The 12,109-nt window shown below is 74.8% G+C and carries 11 protein-coding genes; 3 read left to right on the plus strand and 8 right to left on the minus strand.

Annotated elements, in window-relative coordinates:
- Both ECOMGDLI_RS35110 and ECOMGDLI_RS32760 read left to right on the plus strand, forming a co-directional pair.
- A partial coding sequence (locus tag ECOMGDLI_RS35110; RefSeq protein ID WP_198955395.1) for a hypothetical protein occupies window positions 1–337 on the plus strand: 337 nt, incomplete at its 5' end.
- 39 nt (window positions 338–376) lie between these two features.
- Entirely contained in the window at window positions 377–1,009 is a 633-nt protein-coding gene (locus ECOMGDLI_RS32760) for a hypothetical protein (protein WP_088321005.1), read from the plus strand.
- A gap of 177 nt (window positions 1,010–1,186) precedes the next feature.
- On the opposite strand, the gene ECOMGDLI_RS32765 is transcribed toward ECOMGDLI_RS32760, so the two are convergent.
- From ECOMGDLI_RS32765 to ECOMGDLI_RS32795, 7 genes are all read right to left on the minus strand, one after another.
- Entirely contained in the window at window positions 1,187–2,527 is a 1,341-nt protein-coding gene (locus ECOMGDLI_RS32765; protein WP_088321006.1) for a hypothetical protein, read from the minus strand.
- 57 nt (window positions 2,528–2,584) lie between these two features.
- A complete protein-coding gene (locus ECOMGDLI_RS32770) occupies window positions 2,585–3,733 on the minus strand; it encodes a hypothetical protein (RefSeq protein ID WP_088321007.1) in 1,149 nt (382 codons plus the stop codon).
- Window positions 3,730–4,236 (minus strand): SigE family RNA polymerase sigma factor, encoded by a 507-nt coding sequence (locus ECOMGDLI_RS32775; RefSeq protein WP_088321012.1) that lies wholly within the window; start codon window positions 4,234–4,236, stop codon window positions 3,730–3,732. The genes ECOMGDLI_RS32770 and ECOMGDLI_RS32775 overlap by 4 nt, the downstream gene beginning before the upstream one ends.
- A 169-nt stretch (window positions 4,237–4,405) precedes the next feature.
- The gene (locus ECOMGDLI_RS32780) at window positions 4,406–5,860 is read right to left on the minus strand and encodes an FAD-binding oxidoreductase (protein ID WP_088321008.1); all 1,455 of its coding nucleotides are present in this window, start codon (window positions 5,858–5,860) and stop codon (window positions 4,406–4,408) included.
- 53 nt (window positions 5,861–5,913) lie between these two features.
- Window positions 5,914–6,585 carry a pyridoxamine 5'-phosphate oxidase family protein gene (locus ECOMGDLI_RS32785; protein ID WP_198955396.1) on the minus strand — a complete coding sequence of 224 codons (672 nt, stop codon included), beginning with the start codon at window positions 6,583–6,585 and terminating at the stop codon, window positions 5,914–5,916.
- Complete coding sequence (locus ECOMGDLI_RS32790) at window positions 6,582–7,985, minus strand: aspartate aminotransferase family protein (protein WP_088321009.1); 1,404 nt, start codon at window positions 7,983–7,985, stop codon at window positions 6,582–6,584. The genes ECOMGDLI_RS32785 and ECOMGDLI_RS32790 overlap by 4 nt, the downstream gene beginning before the upstream one ends.
- Window positions 7,982–8,464 (minus strand): Lrp/AsnC family transcriptional regulator, encoded by a 483-nt coding sequence (locus ECOMGDLI_RS32795; protein WP_233153729.1) that lies wholly within the window; start codon window positions 8,462–8,464, stop codon window positions 7,982–7,984. The genes ECOMGDLI_RS32790 and ECOMGDLI_RS32795 overlap by 4 nt, the downstream gene beginning before the upstream one ends.
- 194 nt (window positions 8,465–8,658) lie before the next feature.
- On the opposite strand from ECOMGDLI_RS32795, the gene ECOMGDLI_RS32800 reads away from it, so the two are divergent.
- A complete protein-coding gene (locus ECOMGDLI_RS32800; protein ID WP_088321010.1) occupies window positions 8,659–10,113 on the plus strand; it encodes a gamma-aminobutyraldehyde dehydrogenase in 1,455 nt (484 codons plus the stop codon).
- A 96-nt stretch (window positions 10,114–10,209) separates the two neighbouring features.
- On the opposite strand, the gene ECOMGDLI_RS32805 is transcribed toward ECOMGDLI_RS32800, so the two are convergent.
- On the minus strand, window positions 10,210–11,823 hold the full coding sequence (locus tag ECOMGDLI_RS32805) for a PucR family transcriptional regulator (protein ID WP_233153730.1): 1,614 nt from the start codon (window positions 11,821–11,823) through the stop codon (window positions 10,210–10,212).
- Window positions 11,824–12,109: the final 286 nt, after the last annotated feature.

Raw genomic sequence — 12,109 nt, forward strand, 5'->3', positions numbered from 1 at the left:
GGGCGGCTCCCGGCAGGGCACCTTCGGCGTCACCGGCCGGGTCGTGCTCGGCGGCGAGGTGACGTGGAGCGGACCGGTCACCGCGACCTGCGACGTGAACTCCGACCAGCGCACCGTGGTCGCGACGCTGCCCGACGGGTACGTGCTCACGGTCGACACCAACGGCGCCCCGCAGTCGACGATCACCCTCGACGGCACCGCGGGGACCTGGGAGGCCGACTTCAACGGCGACGGCGGCTCCGTCGTGACGCTCACCCCGGGGCGGACCGTCCTGCGCGGTGCGCGGCTCGCCGGCGACGGCAGCACGGTGACGGTCGAGGCGAGCTTCACCTGCTGACGCCCCGGCATGGCAGGATGCGGGCCCGGGGAGGCGGACATGATCACGGGAAGACCCGGGCGGACGGCGGCGCGCGCCGCCGCGTCCGTCGCCGTCGTGCTCTCGGTGCTCGGGTCCGCCGGCTGCTCGCGCGAGCTCGAGGTGTCGATGTCGGACCCGCAGACCGTGACGGCCGGTCCGGTGGCCACCGCGACGGCGGAGCCGGCCGAGCAGACCCCCACGGACGACGCGGAAGCCCCGCCGTCCGACGAGCCGACGGTGGCGGAGGCCGCCGAGGCGGGCTCTCCCACGGCGGGCACGAAGAAGCCCGCCTGGGGCGGCGGGACCCGGGTGGGCACCTACCGGACCCGGGGCACCGTCACCGGTGACGACGGGACGGACCGGGAGATCCGTTCGGTGGCCGGCACGTGCGAGCTCGCCCACGACGTCCGGACCGTCACGGCCACCCTGGAGAAGGGCGCCGTGCTCGTCGTCCACGTCACCGGTCCGAACGTCGCGGAGATCACGCTCACCGTCGAGGGCGAGCCGACCCGCGCGGTCGAGTACGTCGGGGACGCGACGCCGGTCGTCACGCTGACCCCGCGGCGGACCGAGGTCCGTGCGGCCCTGCTCGTGCCGCCGGCCGGTTCCGACGCCCCGCCGGTCCGGATCGACGCGTCCTTCGACTGCTGACCGGGGCGGGTGCCAGGGCGTCCCCGCCCGCCGGTGCCGAGGGGGTGGGACCGGCGGGCGGGGACCTGCCGCCCGCCGGTCCGAGAGCGGACGGAGCGGTGCGGGCGGCGCGGGCGGGTCGGGGTACCCGCCCGGCGGGGGCCGCAGTGGTGGAAGCACAGGCGGCCCGGTCGGGGGTCAGGGCTGCCGGAAGTCCGCGGTCTCCCAGATCCGCTGGTCCAGGTAGCCCTTGACGCGGGTGATGTAGCCCTCGGCGGCCGCCGTGTGCCACCGGCCGGAGAACCAGACCCCGGCGCAGCCCCACGCGTCGCCCGCGGCGTACTGCGAGCCGCGCTCGACGTCGTTGAGCCAGGTCAGCTCGCCCACGTAGCAGCTGCGCCAGGAGGAGTACGCCCAGTCGGCGTTGAAGGCGGTGGAGCTGATCGCGTCCGGGAACGCCGCCTGGTTGTAGGGGTAGCGCACCTGGAGCAGGCCCCAGCTCTCGGGGCACGTGCCGGCCGTGCCGTCGACGCCGATGCCGTGGCCGGGGGCACAGCGGGCGGGGTCGGAGCCGAGGTCGCCCTTGGTGTCCGTCCGCCACCAGCTCTCGATCGCGGCCTGGGCCTTGACGAAGTCCTCGTCGACGCCCCACTTGCAGGCGGTCCAGCGCAGGATCTGCTCCGTCGTGCCCGTGAAGGCGCCGTCGACGCGGGCCCGCAGCCCGGTCGCGCCGGCCACCGGGCGGCCCTGGGTGGCGTTCGCGGTGCGGTTGACGCCCTTCACCTCGGCGGGTGCCGGCACGGCGCGCACCCACGCGGCGCACTGCGCGCTGCTCGGCAGCGCGCCGCCCGGTGCGACGAGCGAGAAGTGCGCGGGGGCGGTGCCGCCGGTCGGTGCGGTCGTCGTCGCGGTCGGCGACGGCGGGGCGGGGGCCGTGCTCGTCGGGGTCGTCGGAGCGGGGGACGCCGTCGGGCCCGTCGCCGTGGGCGTGCCGGCGGTCGCCGTCGCCGTCGGTGCGGGAGGTGTCGTCGGGGCCGGAGTGGTCGGGGCGGGCGCCGGGGCCCCGCCGACGGTCACCCGGGCGGCGTCGCCGTTCCAGGCGAGCAGCGGCGTCCAGTTGGTGCCGAAGACGCCGACGCGGAGCTGGTAGGTGCCGGCCCGGGCGGTCGCGGGAAGTCGCACCGTCGTCGACCAGGTGCGGGTCCGGCCCGCCGTGAGCGCCTGGGACGTCCAGAACTTCTGGGCGGTCCGCGCACCGTCGGGGCCGTACAGCTCGACGTCGACGAGCACGGTCCGGGCCGCCGAGCTGCGCACCTTCGTCGTCAGGGTGAGCGTCGAGCCGGGGGTGGCCGCCGTCGGCGTGGCGGAGCCGGAGACCCGGACCCCGTTCGACGTCACGACTGCCGCGTCGCCGTTCGTCGCGAGTGCGGCGACGGCCACCCCGGCGACGAGGACGGGTGCCGCGCCGAGCGCGACGAGCCGGCGGCGGGTGCGGCGCCGCGGGCGTTGCTTCAGGGCCTGGGTCGTCGAGGTCTCCACGCGGGGTCCGTCGCGCGGGAGGCCAGATCGGTTTCCCGACATCGCCGGATTTCTCGGTCAGCCCGCCCGCACGCGGTAGGAGGTCGTCACGAGCGCGGCCGTTCCCGTGCTCACGTCGGCGCCGGCCACGAGGCCGGACACGACCAGGCGCCCGTCGAGACCGAACCCCTCGAGCAGACGCAGGGCGCCGACGAGGTCGAGGTCGACGTCGACCTCCCGGCGGTCCGCGGCCGTGGTGGACGTCAGGGTCCAGATCGGCCCCGCCCGGGTCACGTCGAACGTGCCCGCCCCGGGCAGCCGGACCCTCCCGAGCATGGCGTCTCGGGGCGGTCGGGCGATCCCGAACGTCGACAGGACGACGTGCACCTCGGCGTCCGGCACGTCCTCGGGACCGGCCGGCGTGCCTGCGTGCAGCGTGAGGATCGTGCTGACGTCGGCCCGCCCGGGGTCGGACCCCTCGACGCGGTAGCGCCAGGCGGTCCGCAGCGTGCTGCCGGGGCCGGGCCGGACGGGGAACGCGTCGTCGGTCACCCCCCAGTCCCAGTGCCAGCCGCGCACGACGCTCGGGTACGCCTTGACGGTGCCCTCGCCGCCCGACCACGTCCAGCGGGCGGTCCACCCGGTCGCGTCGCCCGGGGCGCCGGTGAGCCGCACGCACTGCCGCCCGGTGCCGGCCTCCGCGTTCCACTGGTTGTTCGCGACGACGTAGGGCCCGTCGACGAGCCGCGCCCCGACGTCGCAGCGGTCCCTGCCGCCGGCCGCGGAACCGGTCGTCGCCGGCCCGGGGGACCGGGTCGTCGGCGCGCCCGGCCGGGGCATGGCACGGTGGGTCCGCGGTGTCGCGTCGGCGCTCGTCGCGACGGCGTCGGGCAGCGGGGCCGTCGGCACCGCCGAGGTCGTCGGGGCGGCCGTGCGCGCCGGTCCGGTCGTGGCGGCGGACGCGGCGGGGGTGCCCGGGTCGGGCCCGCCGCTCACCGGCACGCCGCCGGTGCCGAGGGCGAACGCCGTCACGGCGCAGGCGGCGGCGACCGCCCAGGCCGTGGGCTGCACCCAGCCCCGGCGGGGCCCGGGGACGCCCGGGCCGGGCGGGCGGCGGCCCTCCTGCCCGGCCCGGCCGCTCTCGAACCGGGCCCGCATCCGGGCCCGGTCCGGGGTGTGCTCGCGGGCGGCGCGGGCGATCAGGTCCCGCAGGTCGTCGTCGGTCATCGGGGCCTCCCGCCGAGCAGCCCGCGCAGCTGCGCGGCCGCCTTCGACGTCTGGCTCTTGACGGTCCCCGGGCTGATCTGCAGCGTCCGGGCGACCTCCTCCTCGGACAGGTCCAGGCCGTAGCGCAGGACGATGCACGCCCGGCGCCGCGGCGGCAGCGCGCGCAGCGCCTCGCGGACGTCGAGCACGTCAGCGGTCGTGAGGTCCGGCGCGTCCTCGTCGTCGGCGGCGACGAGCATCGGCATGAGACGCCGCTCGTGGATCGTGCGGCGCACCCGGCTCGTCCCGATGTTGACGACCATCCGGCGCACGTACGCGATGGGGGAGTCCGCGGCGCAGACCCGGTCCCACTGCGTCCACGTCGCGAGGAGCGCGTCGGCCGCGACCTCGTCGGCGGTCCCGGAGCTCCCGGTGACGAGGTAGGCCAGCCGCGACAGCTCGGCGTGGTGCGTCTCGAAGAACGCCTCGAACGCCGCGGCGACCGCCGGGCGCGCGTCCGTCACGGCGCCGTCGGGCCGGCCCGGCGCCCCGTCGGGAGACGGCGTCCGGGCAGGCGCCTGCGACGGGGCGGGTGCGGCCACACCCTTCTGTCGTGCGGGCGGCGCGACAGGTTGCCCGCCTTCTCCCGCAGTTTCCTGCCGTGGCCGTCCGCACCGCGGACGGCCGCCGCCGTCAGTGCCCGAGCATCGGCGCGAGCAGCCGCGCGGCGAGCGAGCCGCGCTTCGTGAGCCGCTCCTCGCCGTCCGCCAGGCTCATCGTGCGCAGCCCGGCGTTGACCTCGAGCCAGCGCAGCGGCTCCGGCTCCCAGCGCGGCGAGCGGTGCCCGACCCAGGGCAGCCGGGTGAGCTCCGTCGTGCGCCCCGTGAGCAGGTCGGCGAGCGTGCGGCCGGCGAGGTTCGCCGTCCCGACGCCGTCGCCGACGTAGCCGCCCGCCCAGGCGACGCCGGAGAGCCGGTCGAGCCCGACGCTCGCGTGCCAGTCGCGGGCGATCGCGAGCGGCCCGCCCCAGGCGTGGGTGAAGGCGTGCCCGCGGATCGCGGGGAACAGGTCGGCGACGGCGGCGCGCAGGCCGGCGAACACCTCCGGCTCGCGGTCGAACTCCGGCTCGATCCGGGAGCCGCGGTGGTACGGCGCCCCGCGCCCGCCGAAGACGAGCCGGTCGTCGGCGGTGCGCTGGCCGTAGACGATGAGGTGCCGGTGGTCGGAGAAGGTCTCGCCCTTCGCCAGGCCGGCACCGGCCCAGAACGACGCGGGCAGCGGCTCGGTCGCGACGACGAGCGAGTAGACCGGGATGACGTCGCGCGCCGAGCCGGGAAGGGTCGCCGTCCAGGCCTCGGTGGCCCGGACGACGTACCGCGCCCGGACGGTGCCGCGCGAGGTGACCACCCGTGGGCCGGAGGCGTTGTCCCGCAGCGGGTTCGCGCCGGCGCGGGCGGGGACCGTACCGGGTTCGATCCGCATCGCGCGGGTGCGCTCGACGATCCGGCCGCCGCGGCGCTCGACCGCACGGGCCAGGCCCCGCACGAGCCGGGCGGGGTGGATCCGCGCGCAGTGCGGGACGTACGTGCCCCCGAGCACGCCGGTCGCCCCGACGTGCGCCAGCGCCTCCTCGCGGGAGAGCATCTCGACGCCGTCGACACCGTCGAACTGCGCGTCCTCCGCGACCTCGGCGCGGGCCCGCCCGAGCTGGACCTCGGTGCGGGCCAGCCGGACCGTGCCGCCCGGCGCCCAGTGGCAGTCGACGTCCTCGGCCCGTGCGGCCCGCCCGACCTCGGTGACGGTGTCGTTCATGGCCCGGCGCATCGCGAGCGCCGCGTCCCGGCCGTGCCGGCGGGCCAGCGACGAGGACGACGCGGGGAACAGCGCCGAGCACCAGCCGCCGTTGCGGCCGCTCGCGCCGAACCCGGCGACCTCCGCCTCGACGACGAGCACCGAGAGCGAGGGCTCCGCGAGGAGCAGGTAGTACGCCGTCCACAGACCGGTGTAGCCGCCGCCGACGACGCACACGTCGACGTCGGCGTCCCCGTCGAGCCCCGGGCGCGGGGCGAGGTCGTCGTCACCGGACGCGGCGAGCGTGTCGTGCCACAGGGACAGCGCGCGGTAGCCCGCGCTCGTCGGGGTGGTCATCGCAGAACCCTTCCAGGACAACGGTTCGGACGTCGTTCGGGTGGGCGCCCTCGTCAGGTGCGACCCTGCGGCCAGTCGGCGATCTGCGCGGGCACCGGGTACGGCGCGGCGAGGTCGGGGGCGTCGACGGGCTCGCCCCACGTGTGGTGCAGCGGCACGATGCCCGCCCACGTCTGCCGGTCGAGGTCGGCCGGGTCGTCCTCGGGGCCGCCCTTCGCCGAGACCTTGAGCGACCACTCCTCGAGCGGCAGCGCGAGCACCGACGTCGCCGCACTCTCCTTGCGGGTCGGTGTCCGCTGCTCCGTGAGCCCCGGGAGCAGGTGCTCGGACAGGACGGCGAGCGCCCGCTCCTTGTCCTCCCCGACGAGCTCGGTGCACCGGCCGAGGACCATCGCGCTGCGGTAGTTCATGGACGACTCGAACTGGCTGCGCGCGACGACCACCCCGTCGAGGATCGTCACCGTCGCGCACGTCGGCGCCCCGGCCGCGAGCGCCCGGAACGCCCGGGACGCCGTCGACCCGTGGACGAGCAGCCGGTCGCCGTCCCGCGCCATGCCGACGGGGACCACGTACGGCTGCACGGCACCCTCCGCCGACGTCTCGACGACCGCGAGGTGCGCGACGAGCGCGCAGTCGAGGAGGGCGTCGAGCGCCGCCCGGTCGCGCACCTGCTTCTGCGGTGCGCGCCGGACGTCGGTGCGTGCACGGCCGCGCCGGTCGGTCACAGCCGCGACCACGCCTCCGTCAGCACCGAGCGGAGGATGCCCTCGATGTCGTCGAACTCCTTCTGGCCGATGATGACCGGCGGCGCGAGCTGGATGACGGGGTCGCCGCGGTCGTCGGCCCGGCAGTAGAGGCCGGCGTCGAAGAGCGCCTTCGAGAGGAAGCCGCGCAGGAGCCGCTCGCTCTCGTCGTCGTCGAACGTCTCGCGGGTCGTCTTGTCCTTGACGAGCTCGATCCCGTAGAAGAAGCCCTCGCCGCGGACGTCGCCGACGATCGGCAGGTCGGTGAGCTTCTCCAGCGTCGCCCGGAAGTTCGGCCCCTCGGTGCGGACGTGGGTGTAGAGGTCCTCGCGGTCGAAGATGTCGAGGTTCGCCATCGCCACCGCGGCCGACACCGGGTGCCCGCCGAAGGTGTACCCGTGCGGGAAGTACGTCGTCCCGTGCCGGAACGGCTCGAAGACGCGGTCGCTGGCGATCATCGCGCCGATGGGGGAGTAACCGCTCGTCATGCCCTTGGCGCAGGTGATCATGTCGGGCTTGATGGCGAGGTCCTCGGACGCGAACATGCCGCCGATCCGGCCGAAGGCGCAGATCGTCTCGTCGGCGACGAGCAGGACGTCGTACTGGTCGCAGATCTCCCGGACCCGGTCGAAGTACCCCGGCGGCGGCGGGAAGCAGCCGCCGGAGTTCTGCACCGGCTCGAGGAAGACGGCCGCGACGGTGTCGGGGCCCTCGAACTCGATCGCCTCGGCGATCCGGTTCGCGGCCCACAGGCCGAACGCCTTCGGGTCGTCGCGGTGCTGCTCGTCGGCGCGGTAGATGTTCGTGTTCGGGACCTTGAGGCCGCCGGGCACGAGGGGCTCGAACATCTCCTTGGCGGCGGGGATGCCGGTGATGGACAGGGCCCCCTGTGGGGTGCCGTGGTAGGCCACGTTGCGCGAGACGACCTTGTGCTTCAGCGGCTTGCCGACGAGCTTCCAGTACTGCTTCGCGAGCTTCCACGCGGTCTCGACCGCCTCGCCGCCACCGGTCGTGAAGAAGACCCGGTTGAGGTCGCCGGGCGCCGAGGCCGCGAGCCGCTCGGCGAGCTCGATGGCCCGCGGGTGCGCGTAGGACCACAGCGGGAAGAACGCGAGCTCGCGCGCCTGCATCGCGGCGGCGTCCGCGAGCTCCTGGCGGCCGTGGCCGACCTGCACGGTGAACAGGCCCGCGAGGCCGTCGAGGTAGCGCCGTCCCTGGTCGTCCCAGATGTAGGCGCCCTCGCCGCGGACGATGACCGGCACGTGCCCGGCACCGCTCTCGTACGTCGAGTGCCGGGTGAAGTGCATCCAGAGGTGGTCCCGGGCCTTGTCGGCAAGGGTGTCCTTGCCGGGCTCGGAGAACGCCTGCGGGCTGATGGTCATCGGGTACCCCAGTTGTAGAGCTGTTTGCGCAGCTTCAGGTAGACGAACGTCTCGGTGGACTCGACCCCGGGAAGGGTCCGGATCTTCTGCGTGAGGAGCTCGAGCAGGTGGTCGTCGTCCTCGCAGACGACCTCGACCATGACGTCGAACGAGCCCGCCGTGACGACGACGTACTCGATCTCCGGCAGCTCGGCGAGCCGGTCGGCGACCGCGACCATGTCGCCCGACACCTTGAGGCCGATCATCGCCTGGCGGGCGAAGCCGACCTGGAGAGGGTCGGTGACGGCGACGATCTGCATGACGCCGCTGTCGAGCAGACGCTGGACGCGCTGCCGGACGGCTGCCTCGGACAGGCCGACGGCCTTGCCGATCGTCGCGTAGGCGCGGCGGCCGTCCTCCTGCAGCTGCTCGATGATCCGCTTGGACGTCTCGTCGAGGAGGGCATGGAGGGATCGGGGCCGCGAAGGGCGGTTCACCACGTCCAGATCCTGACGGGTCCAACGTCCCTGGTGCAAGTGATTCCGTCGTCGCGATGGTTTCTGGACACTGAATCTTCAGTTTGGCGGCCTCGGGGCTGTCGAAACCGGTGCCTGCTGGTTAGAGTCGCCCTGAGGCGGTCCTGCCCTTGCGGAGCCGCGCGAACCCCAGCGACCTCCTTCGGAAGGGAAGTCCCGTGAGCGAGTCCGTCAAGCGCGTCGTGCGCAACGTCATCAACGGCGAGTCCGTCGACGCGGTCGACGGCCGGACGACCGACCTCGTCGACCCGTCGACGGGCGAGGTGTTCGGCACCGCCCCGCTGAGCGGCGCCGAGGACGTCGACCGCGCCTACCGGGCGGCCGCGGCGGCCTTCGAGACCTGGCGCGACAGCACCCCGTCGGAGCGCCAGCGCGCGCTGCTGAAGATCGCGGACGTCATCGAGGCGAACGCCGAGGAGCTCGTCGCCCTCGAGTCGCAGAACACCGGCAAGCCGATCGCGGTGACCACGGCGGAGGAGATCCCGCCGATGGTCGACCAGATCCGCTTCTTCGCGGGCGCCGCGCGGGTGCTCGAGGGCCGGTCCGCGGGCGAGTACATGAGCGGCTTCACGTCGATGATCCGGCGCGAGCCGATCGGCGTCGTCGGCCAGGTCGCGCCGTGGAACTACCCGATGATGATGGCGGTCTGGAAGTTCGCCCCGGCGATCGCCGCCGGCAACGCCGTCGTCCTCAAGCCGTCGGACACGACCCCGGTCTCCACGACCCGGATCGCCGAGCTCGTCGCCGAGGCCGACATCCTGCCCCCTGGCGTCTTCAACGTCATCGCCGGTGACCGCGACACCGGCCGGGCGCTCGTCGAGCACCCCACGCCGTCCATGGTCGCCATCACCGGCTCGGTCCGGGCCGGCATGCAGGTCGCCGAGTCGGCGTCCAGGGACCTCAAGCGCGTGCACCTCGAGCTCGGCGGCAAGGCCCCGGTCGTCGTCTTCGACGACGCGGACGTCGAGGCCGCGGCCGAGTGGCTCGCCGTCGCCGGCTACTTCAACGCCGGCCAGGACTGCACCGCCGCGACCCGGGTGCTCGTCGGCCCGAAGGTCTACGACAGCTTCGTCGCGGCCCTCGCCGAGCAGGCCAAGGGCACGAAGACGACGTTCGAGGGCGGCCCGACCGACGAGGACGCGCTCGTCCCGCCGGTGAACAACGTCAACCAGATGAACCAGGTGCTCGGCTTCCTGGACCGGGTGCCCGGCCATGCCGAGGTCGTCGCGGGCGGTGCCCGGCAGGGCGACCGCGGCTTCTACGTCGCCCCGACCGTCGTCGCGAACCTGCTCCAGGACGACGAGATGGTCCAGAACGAGATCTTCGGCCCGGTCATGACGATCCAGCGGTTCACCGACGAGGACGAGGCCCTGAAGTGGGCCAACGGCGTCAAGTACGGGCTGGCGTCCTCGGTGTGGACCAAGGACTTCGGCCGCGCGATGCGGATGGCCCGCCGCCTCGACTTCGGCTGCGTCTGGATCAACACCCACATCCCGCTCGTCGCCGAGATGCCGCACGGCGGCTTCAAGCACTCCGGCTACGGCAAGGACCTGTCGATGTACGGCTTCGAGGACTACACGCGCGTCAAGCACGTCATGGCCGCCCTGGACTGAGGCGTCCCACCACCTGCGCTCATGCTCGCGCCCCGTACCGGGAACAGCGCCCACGTCGGGCCGGAACGGTACGGGGCGCGAGCACGAGCAGGGGAGTCAGCGGGTGTCGTGGGCCAGCAGGGCCACGTGCAGGGACGTGCACGTCTCGACGTCGTCGAGGTCGGCGCGCAGGACCTGCTCGACCTTCGCGAGGCGGTCGTAGAACGCCGGGCGTGACAGGTGGGCGCGCTGGGCCGCGACGGACTTGTTCCGGCCCGCGGCGAGGTACGTGCGCAGGGTGCCGGTGAGGTCGTCGCCGGTCGCCGCGTCGTGGGCGAGCAGGGCGCCGATCTCGCGCTCGGTGAAGGTGTGCACGCGCGGGTCGTCGCGCAGCAGCTGGAGCAGGCCGCGCAGCCGCAGGTCCGGCAGCCGCAGGAACGGTGCGGTCGTCGACAGGTGCGCCGCGGCGTCCGCGACCTGACCGGCCTCGACGAGCGAGCGGCGGGCGTCCCGCGGGCCGCCGACGACCGAGCCCGCGGCGACGACGAGCCGGTCGGCGTCGACGTGCGGCAGCCGGCCCTTGACGCTGCGCCGCACCTCGTCGGCGAGCAGCGGCAGCACGTCGACGTCGCGCTGGCGCGGGGACAGCGCCGCGAGGACGCCGATCCCGCGGTCGTCGAGGGCGCCGACGAGGGCCGCGACGCCGGCCGCGCGGGCCGCGTGCGCGACGCACTCGCCGAGGTCGCGCAGCCGGGCCTGGCCCTCGAGGCCGCCGGTGGGGGAGCCGGGCGGGCTCCACGGCCGGACGACGACCCCGAGCAGCCGGCGGCCCTCCAGCGGGACGCCGAGCGCGCGGGCCCGCAGGACGACGTCCGCGTCCGGCTCGGTGTGCGCGAGGAGGGCGGCGAGCAGGCTGCGGTGGGTCTGCCGCTCGAGGCCCTCGAGGTCGCGGGCGAGCAGCCGGTTCAGGGCGAGCGTCGCGGCCGCGCGCTCGACGAGGAGGACGTCGAGCGGCTCGGGCGGCTCCGGCCGCACGAGGAGCAACCGCCCCCAGTCGTGGCCGCGGGCGCCGACGGTCGTCACGAGCAGCCCGGCGTCGGCGTCCCAGCCGGTCCGGCCCTCCGGGCGGGCCTGCCGGGAGCGGGACTCCCAGCGGTCGAGCAGCCGGCCGGGGTCGCCGCCCGCCGCGTCGTGGGCGAGCACCTGGTGGGCGAGGTTCTCCAGGACGACGGGCGTGCGGGCGAGCCGGGCGACGAGCCGCAGCACGTGCTCGGGCTCGGCACCCTCGACGGACATCTCCGTGAACGCCTCGTGGACCGCCTGCGTCGCGCGCATGAGCGCGATCTGGGCGTCCAGGACGAGGGCGTGCACCGCCTCCGTCACCTCGACGAAGGCGACCTCGCGGGGCAGTTCGACGAGGACGAGCCCGAGCTGCTCCGCCTGCGTGACCATCGCCGCCGGCAGTCGGCCGACGAAGGCGCGGCCGAGCTCGACGACGAGGCCCGCGACCGGGACGTCGGCGAGCGCCCGGAGGAACGCCGCCCGGCCCGCCGGGTCGGTCGGCAGCCCGATGCCGGTCGTCAGGACGAGCTCGCCGCCGCGCAGCAGGGTGGGGATCTCCGGGATCTCCGCGACGTGCGCCCACCGCACGGGGGTGTCGAGCCGGGACGCCCCGGCGACGACGCGCGGGCCGCCGGCGGCGAGGGCCTGCAGGGCCAGGACATCGGCCATGGTCGGCGCCACAGCACCTCCGGACGACGGGCGGGCGGGGATTCGGTAACGCTAGGCCATCGGCGATGAGCAGCGAGTCAATACGTCGGTGGCAGCGCCCGGATTCTGCTGTCCACGCTACTCGACAGCGCTCCCATGTAACGGATTCGTTGCTTCGTGCCGCTGCCACGACGAAAAGCGCGAACGGCGGTTGAGGCGGCGCCCGCAGCCGTGCGAGTATCCGGACGTGAGAGGTCTGCCCGATAGGTCACTCAGCGTCAGCCCTGCCGCACCGCATGATCACGAA

The sequence above is a fragment of the Kineosporia sp. R_H_3 genome (genome assembly GCF_002198675.1).
Lineage (GTDB): Bacteria > Actinomycetota > Actinomycetes > Actinomycetales > Kineosporiaceae > R-H-3.

Excerpts from the sequence above, each read along its gene's own strand:
- ECOMGDLI_RS32790 (WP_088321009.1), bottom strand. The coding sequence starts at position 7,985 with ATGACCATCAGCCCGCAGGCGTTCTCCGAGCCCGGCAAGGACACCCTT.
- ECOMGDLI_RS32780 (WP_088321008.1), bottom strand. The coding sequence starts at position 5,860 with ATGACCACCCCGACGAGCGCGGGCTACCGCGCGCTGTCCCTGTGGCAC.
- ECOMGDLI_RS32805 (WP_233153730.1), bottom strand. The coding sequence starts at position 11,823 with ATGGCCGATGTCCTGGCCCTGCAGGCCCTCGCCGCCGGCGGCCCGCGC.
- ECOMGDLI_RS32760 (WP_088321005.1), top strand. The coding sequence starts at position 377 with ATGATCACGGGAAGACCCGGGCGGACGGCGGCGCGCGCCGCCGCGTCC.
- ECOMGDLI_RS32770 (WP_088321007.1), bottom strand. The coding sequence starts at position 3,733 with ATGACCGACGACGACCTGCGGGACCTGATCGCCCGCGCCGCCCGCGAG.